General features: G+C 60.4%; 16 protein-coding genes and 2 pseudogenes. 14 read left to right on the top strand and 4 right to left on the bottom strand.

Features of this window, described 5'->3' with window-relative positions; genetic code table 11:
- Positions 1-187: 187 nt before the first annotated feature.
- The 8 genes and pseudogenes from tnpB (at position 188) to QQS38_RS21800 (ending at position 6,434) form a co-directional block, all read left to right on the top strand.
- Positions 188-538 (top strand): IS66 family insertion sequence element accessory protein TnpB, encoded by a 351-nt coding sequence (gene tnpB, locus QQS38_RS21835; protein WP_479647436.1) that lies wholly within the window; start codon positions 188-190, stop codon positions 536-538.
- 33 nt (positions 539-571) lie between these two features.
- Positions 572-1,939: pseudogene (tnpC, locus tag QQS38_RS21830) on the top strand (IS66 family transposase); the annotation flags it as partial.
- Positions 1,940-2,408: 469 nt separating this feature from the next.
- Entirely contained in the window at positions 2,409-3,350 is a 942-nt protein-coding gene (locus tag QQS38_RS21825; protein ID WP_479647435.1) for a site-specific integrase, read from the top strand.
- A complete protein-coding gene (locus QQS38_RS21820) occupies positions 3,347-4,291 on the top strand; it encodes a tyrosine-type recombinase/integrase (protein WP_479647434.1) in 945 nt (314 codons plus the stop codon). Before QQS38_RS21825 ends, QQS38_RS21820 begins: the two co-directional genes overlap by 4 nt.
- Positions 4,288-5,292, top strand: coding sequence for a tyrosine-type recombinase/integrase (locus tag QQS38_RS21815; protein ID WP_479647433.1), 1,005 nt, complete (start codon positions 4,288-4,290; stop codon positions 5,290-5,292). The genes QQS38_RS21820 and QQS38_RS21815 overlap by 4 nt, the downstream gene beginning before the upstream one ends.
- A gap of 174 nt (positions 5,293-5,466) precedes the next feature.
- Positions 5,467-5,667: pseudogene (locus QQS38_RS21810) on the top strand (transposase domain-containing protein); the annotation flags it as partial.
- A gap of 81 nt (positions 5,668-5,748) precedes the next feature.
- On the top strand, positions 5,749-6,129 hold the full coding sequence (locus QQS38_RS21805; protein WP_479647432.1) for a DUF637 domain-containing protein: 381 nt from the start codon (positions 5,749-5,751) through the stop codon (positions 6,127-6,129).
- A gap of 2 nt (positions 6,130-6,131) precedes the next feature.
- A complete protein-coding gene (locus tag QQS38_RS21800) occupies positions 6,132-6,434 on the top strand; it encodes a hypothetical protein (protein WP_479647431.1) in 303 nt (100 codons plus the stop codon).
- A gap of 70 nt (positions 6,435-6,504) precedes the next feature.
- On the opposite strand, the gene QQS38_RS21795 is transcribed toward QQS38_RS21800, so the two are convergent.
- A complete protein-coding gene (locus QQS38_RS21795) occupies positions 6,505-6,567 on the bottom strand; it encodes a hypothetical protein (protein WP_430364971.1) in 63 nt (20 codons plus the stop codon).
- Between the two features lie 684 nt (positions 6,568-7,251).
- On the opposite strand from QQS38_RS21795, the gene QQS38_RS21790 reads away from it, so the two are divergent.
- The 4 genes from QQS38_RS21790 to QQS38_RS21775 are packed head-to-tail and all read left to right on the top strand — an operon-like array spanning position 7,252 to position 9,654.
- On the top strand, positions 7,252-7,437 hold the full coding sequence (locus QQS38_RS21790; protein WP_479647430.1) for a hypothetical protein: 186 nt from the start codon (positions 7,252-7,254) through the stop codon (positions 7,435-7,437).
- 44 nt (positions 7,438-7,481) lie between these two features.
- Positions 7,482-8,087, top strand: coding sequence for a hypothetical protein (locus tag QQS38_RS21785; protein ID WP_479647429.1), 606 nt, complete (start codon positions 7,482-7,484; stop codon positions 8,085-8,087).
- Between the two features lie 2 nt (positions 8,088-8,089).
- The gene (gene xerC / locus QQS38_RS21780) at positions 8,090-9,163 is read left to right on the top strand and encodes a site-specific tyrosine recombinase XerC (protein ID WP_479647428.1); all 1,074 of its coding nucleotides are present in this window, start codon (positions 8,090-8,092) and stop codon (positions 9,161-9,163) included.
- A gap of 59 nt (positions 9,164-9,222) precedes the next feature.
- Positions 9,223-9,654 carry a DUF29 domain-containing protein gene (locus QQS38_RS21775; protein ID WP_479647441.1) on the top strand — a complete coding sequence of 144 codons (432 nt, stop codon included), beginning with the start codon at positions 9,223-9,225 and terminating at the stop codon, positions 9,652-9,654.
- 155 nt (positions 9,655-9,809) lie between these two features.
- Here QQS38_RS21775 and QQS38_RS21770 read toward each other — a convergent pair whose 3' ends face one another.
- Both QQS38_RS21770 and QQS38_RS21765 read right to left on the bottom strand, forming a co-directional pair.
- Positions 9,810-10,985: a vWA domain-containing protein gene (locus tag QQS38_RS21770; protein ID WP_479647427.1), complete on the bottom strand. Its 1,176-nt coding sequence runs from the start codon at positions 10,983-10,985 to the stop codon at positions 9,810-9,812.
- A gap of 33 nt (positions 10,986-11,018) precedes the next feature.
- Complete coding sequence (locus QQS38_RS21765; RefSeq protein WP_479647426.1) at positions 11,019-11,861, bottom strand: AAA family ATPase; 843 nt, start codon at positions 11,859-11,861, stop codon at positions 11,019-11,021.
- 255 nt (positions 11,862-12,116) lie between these two features.
- Between QQS38_RS21765 and QQS38_RS21760 the strand changes: the two genes are divergently transcribed.
- Complete coding sequence (locus QQS38_RS21760) at positions 12,117-12,485, top strand: c-type cytochrome (protein ID WP_479647425.1); 369 nt, start codon at positions 12,117-12,119, stop codon at positions 12,483-12,485.
- Positions 12,486-12,536: 51 nt separating this feature from the next.
- Positions 12,537-12,917 (top strand): c-type cytochrome, encoded by a 381-nt coding sequence (locus QQS38_RS21755; RefSeq protein ID WP_479647424.1) that lies wholly within the window; start codon positions 12,537-12,539, stop codon positions 12,915-12,917.
- A 130-nt stretch (positions 12,918-13,047) separates the two neighbouring features.
- On the opposite strand, the gene QQS38_RS21750 is transcribed toward QQS38_RS21755, so the two are convergent.
- Entirely contained in the window at positions 13,048-13,479 is a 432-nt protein-coding gene (locus QQS38_RS21750) for a DUF1841 family protein (protein ID WP_479647440.1), read from the bottom strand.
- Positions 13,480-13,682: the final 203 nt, after the last annotated feature.

Below are 13,682 nucleotides of genomic sequence, written 5' to 3'. Positions count from 1 at the left end.
AAGCCGCTTGCCGCTGCGCCGTCGTTTGCGTCATCTCGCACCTCCCTCGTTACCCGGTAACCGTCGATATGAAACATGTTACCCGGTAACGGGGCCCCTTACGACGTGTGGCGGATCTAGCGCTTACAATGTAGCGCCCATGACGCGTCGTTAATATCGGCAATGATTGAGACGCTGGGACGCTGCGATGTTTCGCCTGGACGCTGAGCTAAAGGTTTATGTGCATCGCGATGCCGTCGATTTCCGCAAGAGCATCAACGGTCTTGCGGCCATCGTCGAGCAATCGATGAAGCTCGATCCGTTCGAGCGCGCGGTGTATGTGTTCAGCAATCAGCGCCGCGATCGAATCAAGATGCTGCTGTGGGATCGAAACGGCTTCTGGCTGCTCATGAAGCGGCTCGAGCAGGACCGCTTCGTGTGGCCGCGCAAGGAATCGGTGCTTAAACTGAGAACGGAGCAGCTGCACTGGTTGCTCGACGGTATCGACATCGAAGCGATGCGTGCACATCCGACGCGATATTATCGGCGTGTGAGTTGAAACGCGAACCGGCATCGCTGGTCTAACCCAGCGATGCCGCCACCATCCTCATCCTCATCCTCCTCCGACGAACTAGAGACACTGCGCGCAGAGCTCGCTGCTATGAAGGGCGAGTTGCGTGTGGTGACGGTCGAGCGTGACTTGCTGCGCGAGAAGCTCAAGGCCTATCAGCGGCAGCTGTTTGCGGCCAAGAGCGAAGTGCGCGGCGCCGAGCAACGCGATCTATTCCTGAACGAAGCCGAAGCACTTGCAACCGGATGCGAACCGGCGCAAGAGAGCGACGCACAGCAGCGCATTGAAGTCGGCGCACACGAGCGCAAGAAGCGCGGACGCAAACCGTTAGACCCGATGCTGCCTCGCGAGATTGTGCGCCACGAGCTGCCTGAATCGGCACGTGTTTGTGCGCACGACGGGCATGCGCTCGTCGAGATCGGCGCCCAGATCAGTGAACAACTCGATATCGTGCCGCAGCAGGTGCGCGTCATTCAGCACCAGCGAATCAAGTACGCGTGCCCTTGCTGTGACTTGGGTATCAAGGCGACGCCGGCGCCAGCGCGCATCATTCCCAAAGGACTCCTCACTGAGTCAGCGCTTGCTTGGGTGGTCGTCAGCAAATTCGCCGATGCGCTGCCGCTGTATCGCATCGCCGCGTTATTGCATCGCTTTGGCGGCGACCTCTCGCGCGGTACGCTGGCCGCCAGTGTGGTGCGCGTCGGCACAGCAGTCCAGCCGCTGATTAACCTGATGCGTGATCACTTGCTTGAAGCCGACATCGTCTACGGCGATGAAACGACAGTGCAGGTGTTAAAGGAACCGGGACGTGCTGCGCAGCGCAAGAGCTACATGTGGGCACAGATGAGCGGCACCGGCCCTCCGGTTCGATTGTTCAGCTACAGCCCGACACGCAGTACGGCACAAGCCGCGGCGCTGTACGCCGGCATCAAACCCAATGCGGTATTGATGACGGACGGCTACGAGCCGTACAACAACATCGCCGACACGAATCAGCTGATACACCTCGGTTGTTGGGCGCACGCACGTCGCTACATGATCGAGGCAGAGGAGAATCTGCCCAAAGCGCAGCGTAGTCGTGATCATCCCGTCAGCGAATTCATTCGGTTGATCGGGCAGCTCTTTGCGGTCGAATCCCGCTGCGAGGACATGACGCCCGCGGATCGGCTGCTGGTGAGGCAACGCGAGAGTCGCCCGGTGCTCGAACAAATCGAGCACCGCCTCTTGTGCCAGTTGCACGCCGTATTGCCGCAAAGCGCCTTCGGCAAAGCATTGCACTACCTGCAGAGCCAATGGCCCAAGCTCATCCGCTATGTCGAGAACGGCGCCTGGCCGATTTCGAATAACGTCTGCGAGAACGCTATCAGGCCGTTTACCGTCGGCCGTCGCTATCGTCACTCCGTCGTTATCGAAGATCTTCAAGGGCATGTGAGCGATAGCGTCTGTCTGCAAGACGCGACATACTTGAAGCGGTGGCGGCAACCTTCCATAACTGAGAGTACTTTCCTCGTGCTGCCTTATTGTTTCGAGGAGGGTCGCCATGCCCAAGTACTCACGCGTCAGACCTGGCCATATTCTTGCCGAACGATGGTTCGCCAAGGCTGGCTTAGAAGCGCTTTCGGACGTGTACCGCCGATATCTGGTCGAACGTGGATACGCCACGCAGACCGTCGAGAGCTACTTCAGGAGCGTCGCGCACTTCGTTCACTGGGCCTCGCCACGGGGGATTGCCCCTAACGAAGTCGGCGACGCATTGATTGACCGGTTTATCTACGAACATCTGCCACGCTGCCATTGCGCCCCAAGATGCAAACGAACGAGAACCGACATCCACGCTGCGGTGAGGCGGTTCCTTGAGATGCCGAGCATCGCTCGTGCGACGCCTGTCTCGACCATGTTCGCAGCGATAGCGGGAGAGGTCACGGCATTCAATCGTCATTCGACAGAGGTTCGCGGGCTTTCGGACAGTACGTGTGACGTGCGCTGTCGACACGTAGTTGAGTTTCTCGTCGATCGTTTCGGCGGCAATCCGGTCAACATATCGGAGCTGGTTCCGTTGGACGTCTCCCGCTTCGTCCTGCGTCGCACGCGCGGACTCGCTCCCAGCGCGGTCAAGACCGTCGGCATTTCACTCCGCAGCTATTTGCTCTTCAAGGCTAGCCGGGGCATTCCAACCACAGCGCTCATTGCCGCACTGCCGCGGGTCGCGTTGTGGCGTCTCGCCGGGTTGCCTGATATTTTGTCGTCCGATGAGATCAGGCAACTGCTCGGTGCCTTTAACCGAAACAGCCCTACCGGTATGCGCGACTACGCCATTACGCGCTGCTTGTTAGACCTCGGCTTGCGACGAACGGAGGTCGCGCACCTGAGGCTCGATGATATCGATTGGCGCGTAGGAACCTTGACGCTTCACGGCAAGGGTAAACGAATCGACGTTATGCCGTTGCCGCGACCAACCGGCAGGGCAATTGCGACGTACTTGCGGCGGGGGCGCCCTCAAACTACGCGGCGTGAGGTTTTTGTACGCCATCGTCCACCGCTCAATGCTGAAGCTAACCTGGACATCGTAAGAAACGCGGTACGTTATGCCGCCGAGCGTTGCGGTCTTCAACAGCGCGTGCGCGGCACACACATTTTCCGGCACACCATGGCGTGTCGAATGGCACAAGGCGGTGCCCCGTTTAAAGAGATCGCCGACCTATTGCGTCACCGCAGCCTCGACACGACAACGATTTATGCGAAGGTGGATCTTCCATCGCTTCGGCGAGTGGCGCTTCCTTGGCCGGGGAGACGCTCGTGAACGGTCACATATCGTTTATGTCGTGGATCGACGACTACCTCGCAGCTCGCCGCCAGGCGGGTTATGCGCTCAAGGCGGAAGGTGGGCAGCTTCGACGCTTCGCACGATTCGCTGAACAGATTGGCTATCAAGGTCCGCTTACCATACAACTCATCGTTCGGTGGGCCAGCAGTTCATTCAGTGGTCGGCAGTTGACGGCCGCACGAAGGATCGAGGTAGTACGGCCCTTCGCCGCATACTGCCGGCAGTTCGATCCCGCTACACAGATCCCACCTCGATCGCTCCTCGGACCTGCTCATCGCCGATTAGTACCGCATATTTTCACCGACGACGAGATCATCGAATTGATGGCCGCCTGCGATGGTCTTTACCCTCCAGGCGGCCTGCGTGGCGCAAGCTGCGCGGCCATCTTCGGGTTGATGGCATCAACAGGCCTGAGAATCTCAGAAGCGACCGCGCTGAACCGTTCCGACGTCGATCTCGAGTACCGGTTGCTGCACGTTCGGTGCGCGAAGTTTGGTAAATCCCGTTGGGTTCCGATGCATCCCACCGCGGCCGACGCTCTGCGCCGATATGTCCGGAAGCGCGATCGCGATCCTCTCACCGCGAACAGGGAAGCGTTCTTCGTTTTTGACTACGGGCGTCCTGCCTCCACGGGAAGCGTCAATTACGCTTTCCATCTTCTCTGCGATACCTTGAAGTGGCAACCTCGCGGCGACCATCCCCGACTCCGCTTGCATGACCTTCGACATTCGTTCGTCTGCCACAGGCTACAGGAATGGTACGCTCGTGGAATGGACGTGGATGGCAGCGTCCTTGCGTTGTCTACCTACCTCGGCCACGCCAAAGTCACCGACACATACTGGTATGAGACAGCCACCCCTGAACTCCTGGCAATTGCAGCTCAGCGCTTCGTGAGCTGCCGAGGAGGTACGTCATGAGCAAGTCTCCCGTGCAACCATTTCCTGTTTTGCTGCAGAAGTTTTTCGTACAACGCCTCTTGCAGCAGCGACACGCAAGCCCCCGGACCGTGACGGCGTACCGAGACACCTTCCGTTTGCTACTAGCCTTTGCGTATCAACGTCTGCACAAGCAGCCTTCCGATCTCGCTCTTGAAGACCTAAACGCGTCGTTCATTCTGAAGTTTCTCGGTCACCTCGAACAGGATCGACACAATTGCATCCGGAGCCGTAACGCGAGGTTTGCTGCCATCCGCTCGTTCATGGAATACGTCTCGTTCGAGGAGCCGTCTGCGCTGGCGCTTGCTCAGTCTGTCCTGTCAATTCCGATGAAGCGCTTCGAACAGCCCCTCGTTGGATTTCTGTCTCGCGAGCACATCGAAGCGATCCTCGCCGCCCCTGATGCTGAAACGTGGATAGGGCAACGCGATCAGGTCATGCTGGCAACTTTGTACAACACCGGTGCGCGTGTTTCCGAACTTCTTGAGATGCGTGTATGTGACCTCGTTCTCGGCTCTACCGCGTGGATACGCATACACGGCAAGGGACGCAAAGAGCGTTCGGTGCCACTGTGGCCGGATACAGCCCGAGAACTGAGGCGATGGTTAAAGCAATACCCGCGCGCTTCAGATGAACCTCTCTTTCCAGGCCGGTCCGGCGACCCACTCACACGTGTCGGATTTACTGAACGACTAAAGCTCGCCGTCGAGGGTGCCTCGCGGACGTTTCCTGAACTTGCACGGCGTCGAATTTCTCCGCACGTCGTGCGCCATTCGGTGGCCATGCATATGCTGCAATCAGGCGTTGACATCACCGTCATCGCGCTGTGGCTTGGTCACGAAAGCCCTGTCACAACTCACCGCTATGTAGAAGCTGATCTCCAAATGAAGGACCGAGCATTGCAGGCCCTCCAGGCCCCGTCTCGCAAGCCGCTTCGATATCGACCTCGCGACGACGTTCTCCGATTCCTACAGACGCTATAGTTATGCAAGATCGATGGCCACGCATCGGTCAAGAAACTCCGCCATCTTGGTCCCACGGGCCCTGCAAAGCAGGACCGTGGAGCCCCTTGCCGCTCATTGCCTGTTAGACGGCGCAACGAACCTTCGATAACGACGGAGTGACGATAGTTTCGTTTATGGAAAGGCTTCCCTAAGCGTCGCAACTGGCTCTTCTATGACACGGTTGCCGGTGCGCATGCAGCGGCCAACTTGTATTCGCTCATCGAAACCTGCAAGGCCAACCAGGTTGAGCCGTACAAGTATCTCCTCGCCCTGTTCAAGGCTCTACCGCTTGCTGACACAGCGGACGATTACGAGGCCTTGTTACCCTGGCGACTTACCGCCTCGGCAGACTGACGCATATCCATTCGCCTCCCGCAAGCCACGTCGTCTATTGTGCGCTTACACATAGCTCACGGAACGGTAACGCTCGGCGACGTGGGCAACGCATTGCAGGCAATCGGCGAGCGGGGGCTCATTACCGCGGGCATAGACACCGCCGTTGAAGGTGGAAGCTTTGGCCGAGCCCTCGAGGGCAGCGTGATCTCCGATGTGGGCGCGGTTGGTGCTTTCGCGATCGGGGCCGCGTCGACGGATTCGAAGTCTCTGCTTGCTGAAAAGACACCTGGATACGTGCTTGCACATGCCGGATTGGGATGTGCGTTATCTACCGAAGGCAATATCGTCGGCTATCAAGGGAGCGGTACTGGACGGCCAATCTATCAGGTGACGATTAACGGTCAACCCCAGCGTATTGCAGTTACAGTTGGCAGCAACGGCTTTATAGTCGGGGCGAATCCTGCGGGGAGAGGAAAATGAGAATGATCAAGTTGATGGCAGACTACCAGTGTTACCCTCTTTGGGAGGCTTCTCCGGGGGAGGTGGGGAACATCGATCCAGGTGAGTTACCGATATCGTCCTTGCTGAAAGAGCGGCTGATGATGTGGGCTGCCAAGTTTGATGCAACGCTTGATATGGATGATCCGGCGAACTCCGGGTTCGCAAGCGAAACGGCGGCCAATGAATTCAGAAATGAGGGGATGGCGTTGGCACACCAATTACAGGACGAACTCGGGGCGGCTTACATTGTTACGTCGCAAATACGAGGCACTGCGAGACGATAGGCGTCTGCTGAGGCTGTCGGGGTGAGGTAGGAACCCGCCCTTGGGCGGATTCCATGAATAAGAAGGGCGCTTATGCGGGCGTGATCACAAGCCGCTGTTGTTGGACTTCTATCTTAAGCCGTTGGTAAGGCATGAAGCCAGCTTCTTCGATCCAACGGCCGGAGAGCTTGAACCAAGGGACGAGAGGCGGTGCGGGCCGTCGGCGAGGCGAGTAGGGGCGCCAGCGGGGCGATTGCTGAATCGTGACGCTGCGCGAGGGGTGAGCGTCGTCAAATGCTTTAGTATTGGCGTCAGCCATATCGACTCCTTGTCCGAGTTGATGGTGGTCAGCGGGCCGTGAGTGTTGGTAGCACTTGCGGCCCGCGCTGCGTTTACGGCGATGGAAGGGTGGCCGTTCTCCTGTTAGCGGTGCTGTTAAGTCTTTGATTGTATTAAAAATCAGTAGTCCTAACCATTAGACGATCGGCCTAGGACGGCTGGTAATGCAGTGCGGGCCATGCGGCCCGATAGCGAGAGGAAGAGAAGAAGTGCCGTGCCGGAGCGGCCCGGAAATCCTGGCCGTGGGCCAGGATTGGCAACGAAGGGGTTCAAGCGGGCCAGTGGGCCCGAGAGTGTGACGAAGAGGGTTCGTGCGGCCCGCCGGGCCGAGGGTAACGAAGGGCCGGGGGTAAATCGTCTGCCGGCTGCCGCCGTCCCTTTGGGCCGTCGTCATCCGTCAGCCGATTGAACATAACGCGGCCATTATCAACGGCCGGTGTAGGAGCAAAGTTCTAATGTCGTATCTGGGCAAAGTTCAAATGTCGTAGTGCCGAGCTGTTTGAGCGCATTCTGGCGAGGTTTCGACCTGCCGGAGATCGCCGTGACGCGTTCAGGACTGATCACCATGAGCATGCGCGAGCTGGATCGTGTAAAGGTTATCGAAGCCGTGCTCGGCGCGTCAAGGGTTCGCTTCGCCGGGCTGCGCCCGCCCTTGACGCGCCTGCGCGCGGCGTTGGCTGGGTGAGGCCAACAGCGCGAGTGTCGCGCCGGGCGAACAGGAGTTGCGAGATGGAAATCACGCTGAAGGTGGACAAGGTGTTCAACGAGATGTGCGAGAACGCGGGCACGCGGCCGGAGGTGGTGCTCAAGTGCTTCATGTGGGACGTGATGATTGCCGGCGAACTGCCGCCGCAGACGCGACGATTGCTCACGTTGTTGGTGGATTGGGTCAAACAGGAATGCGAGGCCCGCGACGAGACGCGTGAAGCGCTGCGTTTTACACGGCGCGAGGTTCGAGCGGCGACGCGCTGGGGCGATACGCAGTTGAAAATCCATCTGTCGCGCCTGGTCGAGCTCGAATACGTGATTGCCCACCGCGGACGCAACGGCCTGTTCGAATACGAGCTGCTGTACAGCGCCGACGACGATGGGAAGCCGCACCTGTGCGGGTTGATCGACCCGACTACCCTTACAGGCGACGGCACGCGGTCGGGCACAAGCGATGATCGGTCGGGCTCTGGTCGGGCTGTGGTCGGCGAGCGGTCGGATGCGGCTGAGAGGCCGCAAAGCCGTACCGAACAGGGCAAAGCGGCCGATGCGGTTGGGCTTGCACGAAGTGCGGTTAACCACGAAGGCGGCCTCCTCTCTTTAGCCGCCGTTGCCCTGCCGTCCTGACGATGCCGAACCTTGGGAGGCGAGAACCGTACCCGCCGATTGGGCCGGCGCACGATCCGCTGAGCTTGTATCGGCAGATGATGGACTTCCTGATGTGGCTCGAGGAGCGCAACACGTCGCGGCATACGCTCAAGCATTGGGAGCTGTATCTGCGGTACTTCGTGAGCTGGTGCGACGAGCGAGGCCTGACGCGGCCGGCGGAGGTGACAAGGCCGATCCTTGAGCGCTATCAACGACACCTGTTCCTGAAGCGCAAGAAGAACGGCGCGCCGCTGTCGGCGACGACGCAGGCGTCCCGCGTGACACCGATTCGGAAGTGGTTCCGGTGGCTCACGCGTAATAACCGGGTCTTGTATAACCCGGCGGCCGATCTGGATCTGCCGAAGGTGGAGGAGCGCTTACCGAAGCACGTGCTGACGATCGAGGAGGTCGAGCGGGTCTTGAGCCTACCCGACACGACGACGGCGCTGGGCGTGCGCGATCGAGCGATGCTGGAGACGCTGTACAGCACGGGGATACGGCGCATGGAGATCATCGGACTACAGCAGCGCGACGTCGATTACGATCGCGGCACGCTAATGGTCCGACAGGGTAAGGGCAAGAAAGATCGGATGATTCCGATCGGCGATCGTGCTCTGGCGTGGGTGGCCCGGTACCGCGACGAGGTGCGGCCGGAGTTGGCGATCGCGAGCGATGACGGCACGCTGTTCCTGACGGTAACGGGCCAGGCGTTCTCGGATAACCGGATGACGCAGATGGTGCGCAATCACGTGCGAGCGGCGGGGCTGGGCAACATCGGCAGTTGCCACTTGTTCCGGCATGCGATGGCCACGCAGATGCTGGAGAACGGGGCGGACGTTCGGTTCATCCAGGCGATGCTGGGGCACGCCGACATCAAGACGACGCAGGTCTACACGCGGGTGAGCATCCGGGCGCTAAAGGATATCCATTCGGCTACGCATCCGGCGCGGCTCACGCGTGCGACACTGAGGCCGGACGAGGCGCCGGCGACGGTGGCCGACGTGCTGGATGCACTGGACGCCGAGGCGCAGGTCGAGGGCGAAACGGAGGAATAGGGTGAGCGATGGGAACGGTTAAAATGGCGCCATGCGTGACTGAGCTTAGGGGCCAAGAAATGGGAACGAGCTACGAGAAGGATGTGGTGGCATGGGCCAAGGAACAGGTTGCGTTGTTGCGCGCGGGCAAGCTCTCGGCGATCGACGTGGAACACATCGCGGAGGAAATCGAGGACGTGGGTAAGAGCGAACAACGCGAATTGGCAAGTCGCATGACGGTGCTGCTGGCTCACTTGCTCAAATGGCAGTATCAGCCCGCTTTGCGGGGCAAGAGTTGGACTCGCACGATTGCGGTTCAGCGCAAGGACGTGGTCTACGTGCTGAACGAAGCGCCGAGTCTACGAGGCAAGTTCAACGACGCGCAATGGCTCGATGTGGTGTGGAGCAAAGCCGTGCTGAGCGCCGAGAACGAAACGGGCCTCGAGGGATTCCCTGAGACCTGTCCGTGGACGATGGAGCAGGTGCTGGATCCGGCGTTCCTGCCGGAGTGAAGCTGGCGACGGCGTTTCCCCCTTAGCCGCGCTTGGGTGGTTCTCTCTCCCTTCCGGTTCTACCCTGTAAGGCCGATACGATCGGCGTGTGGCGTTTGCGGGCAGCCCTCGAACGGTTCTCCTCTCTGCCTTCGCCTTCCCTCCATCGCCGCGCGCTATTTACTGAGCCTGCGCATCGCCGCTTCTAGCCCCGCGAGGGTGAGCGGATACATCCGGTCGCCGAGCAGTTGGCGGATGATCGAGACGGACTGCCGATATTCCCATAGCCCCTCGGGCTCTGGATTGAGCCACGCGTGGTGCGGGAAATGATCGGCGAGGCGGCGCAGCCATACGGCCCCCGCCTCCGGATTGTTGTATTCGACCGAGCCGCCTGCTTGCAGCACTTCGTACGGACTCATCGTCGCGTCGCCGACGAAGATCAGCTTGTAGTCAGGCGTGAACTTGTGCAGCACATCCCAAGTCGGCATGCGCTCGACATGCCGGCGGCGGTTGTTCTTCCACAAGTGGTCATAGACGCAGTTGTGGAAGTAATAGAACTCGAGGTGTTTCAGTTCGGACTTGGCGGCCGAGAAGAGTTCTTCCGTGCGCTTGATATGATCGTCCATCGAGCCGCCCACATCGAGCAGCATCAGCACTTTCACCGCATTGTGCCGCTCGGGCACCATCTTTAGATCGAGCCATCCTGCGTTCGCGGCCGTGCTGCGAATCGTGTCGGGCAAATCGAGTTCTTCGGCTGCACCTTCGCGCGCGAACCGGCGCAGCCGCCGCAGGGCGATCTTGATGTTGCGTGTGCCGATCTCGACTTGATCGTCGTAATCGCGGTAGCCGCGCGTTTCCCATACTTTGACGGCGGTCCGATTGCCGGCGGAGGGGCCGCCGATGCGCACGCCTTCGGGGTTGTAGCCGCCGTGGCCGAACGGCGAGGTGCCGCCCGTGCCGATCCATTTGCTGCCGCCTTCGTGCCGCTCCTTCTGCTCGTCGAACAATTGCTTGAGCCGTTCCATGAGCTTGTCGAGCCCGCCCATCGCTTCGATTTGCGCTTTTTCCTCGGGCGTGAACTCGCGCTGCAGACGTTTTTCCAGCCAGTCCAGCGGCAATTCGAACGCCTGATCGGTCAGTTGCTGCACGCCGCGGAAATACGCGCCGAACGCTTGGTCGAACTTGTCGAAGTAGCGCTCGTCCTTGACGAGCGTCAGGCGCGCGAGATAGTAGAACTCGTCCAACGAGGGCCCGATGACGCGTTCGCGCAGCGCTTCGACGAGCGTCAGGTACTCCTTGACCGACACCGGCAGCTTGGCCTCGCGCAGCGTGTAGAAGAAGTCGATCAGCATGCCGATGTCTCTGAGTGGCGGTTCGCGCTCTGGCTAACGATTGTGGCGGTTCATAAAGACGAGCCGCTCGAACAAGTTCATATCCTGTTCGTTCTTGAGCAGCGCGCCCGCGAGCGGCGGCACGATCTGCTTCTGGTCGAGCGAACGCAGCGCTTCCGGGGGAATATCTTCCGCGAGCAACAGCTTGAGCCAATCGAGCAGCTCGGAGGTGGAAGGCTTCTTTTTCAGGCCCGATACTGCCCGCAACTCGAAAAAGCTCGTCAGCGCCGCACGCAACAAATCCTCGCGGATGCCGGGATAGTGGACGTCGACGATGCGCTGCATCGTGGCCGGGTCCGGGAACTGGATGTAGTGGAAAAAGCAGCGGCGCAAGAATGCGTCGGGCAGCTCTTTCTCGTTGTTGGAGGTGATGACCACGAGCGGCCGGTGCTTGGCGCGCACCACTTCGCGCGTCTCGTAGACGTGAAACTCCATGCGATCGAGTTCGCGCAGCAGGTCATTGGGGAACTCGATATCCGCCTTGTCGATTTCGTCGATGAGCAGGACCGCGGGCACATCGGATTCGAACGCTTGCCAGAGCACCCCTTTGACGATGTAGTTCGAGATGTCCTGCACGCGCGCGTCGCCAAGCTGCGAATCGCGCAGCCGCGAGACGGCGTCGTATTCGTACAGGCCCTGTTGCGCTTTGGTCGTCGATTTGATGTGCCACTGGTAAAGCGGCATGCCGAGCGAAGCCGCGACTTCCTCGGCCAGCATCGTTTTGCCGGTGCCCGGCTCGCCCTTGATCAAAAGGGGGCGCTTGAGCGTGATGGCGGCGTTGACGGCGAGTTTGAGATCGTCCGTGGCGACGTACTGCGACGAGCCTTCGAAACGCATGGCTGCCTGCCCTTCTCGAAAAAATTCCAGTATAAGTCAGAAGGGCTAGCCGGCCCGCCCGGGTGGCGGTATCGTGTCGCTCGAGCCGGGCGCGGCGCCCCGGCGGCGCCGGGTGGACGTGCGACCAAGCGGCGCGGTACAATTGCCGCGATTTTTTTGGCCGCTCGTTGCGACTTCGACAACAAGAACGGCGCAGCGCCATTGCCCGCAGGCTTTTAGCGGGCGCTCGTTTCCCCTCAAGCCAGGTTAGAACCTATGAACTCTTTCGTCGGCAAACATGTCGTGACCGCAGCGCTCGTGGCGCTCGCGGGGTTTGCGGTGAGCGCGCAGGCGGCCGATGTCGTCGGCAATGCGAAGGCGGGCCAGAGCAAGGTCGCGATGTGTATCGGCTGCCACGGCATTCCCGACTATCGCACCGCGTACCCCGAGGTCTACCGCGTACCCATTCTCGGCGGGCAAAACCAGCAATACCTCGAAAACGCGCTGCATGCGTACAAGAAGGGCGACCGCCACTTCCAAACCATGCACGCGATCACGGCCTCGCTGTCGGATCAGGACATCGCCGATCTCGCGGCCTATTACGCGTCGCAAACGTCGGCGTCGGCGAACAATCCCGAAAAGTGACCGTCATTGCGGCCGCTTTCAGCTACCTCATTTCGCGGGATAGGAGAATTCATGAACAAGCCTGATCAGGCATTGCGCATCGTCGTCAAGGCTGCGGGGACCGCGCTCGTCGCGGCTGTCGGGGTAATCGGCTCGGCCCATGCGGCCAGCATCGAGAACGGTAAGGCGCTCGTCGAATCCCACAACTGCGCGGCTTGCCATGGGGCAGGGTTCACCAAGCCCGTCAGCAACGAATATCCGAAGCTGGCCGGCCAGCATGCGGATTATCTGTATTTCGCGCTGCGCGGCTACCAGGTCGGCGGCGGCAACCCGAATTTCGGCCGCAACAACGCGATCATGCAGGCGCAGGTGCAAAGCCTGTCGCTGAGCGATATGAAGGACATCGCCGCTTATATCGAGTCGTTGCCGGGCGTTCTCGTCGACAAAAAGTAATCGGTCGAACCGAGGTCGCGCGGCGCCCTGCGCGCAACGTGCCCGCAGCGTTCGATAATGATGACACCCTGCTTTCCGCGGGGTGTTTTTTTATGCGCCGCCTTCAGTGCGACAACATGTCGCAGGGGGGTCAATCCTTCGATGCCCGCCGTTCAATGCGGGCAAGATAGGCCTCGGTATCGGGCGGCATATTGCTGCGCTGCGCTTCCCAGATCGTTTCCCCGAGACACTCCATGATCGCGTGCTGCGCTTCATGTGTGGAACCGAGCCGGGCCGCGAGCCGCTCGTGCGCGGCCCGAATGCCGGGCGGCTGATCGATCGAGAGTTGCTCGCTGATCGCCAAATGCATCGAGAGATGCAGGAACGGGTTGGTGCGTCCCGCTTCGGGCGAATAATCGACGGTAGCCGTGCCTTCGTCGGCTAGATCCGCGTGGTATTCGGGATGCTCGACGATCCAATCGGCCGCGATCGCTTCCAGCGGCGTCAGGATCTCGCCCGCGCGCTGCTTGCGCCAGGTGTCGATGAAAAAGCGTCGGACTTCGTCGCGGCTCGGATTGAACATCGTGGGATCGACCTTGAAGTAGCGCCGCTCGGCCGTGCGCTCACAGGTAATGTGCCCCGTGTGCGCGGGCTGACCGGCCAATCGGCTATTTTACGCTGCCCGGCTTGCGCGGTTCGGCACTCCCATCCGATCTCGCAGTTAGAATCGACGCGCGCCCGAGCGAAGGGCGCCAGCCCCGCCGTGCGAGCCGAAACGCACGCCGG

The sequence above is a fragment of the Trinickia sp. Z7 genome (genome assembly GCF_056498045.1).
The sequence above is the reverse complement of the archived record's forward strand: the minus strand, read 5'-3'. Positions and strand labels throughout refer to the sequence as shown.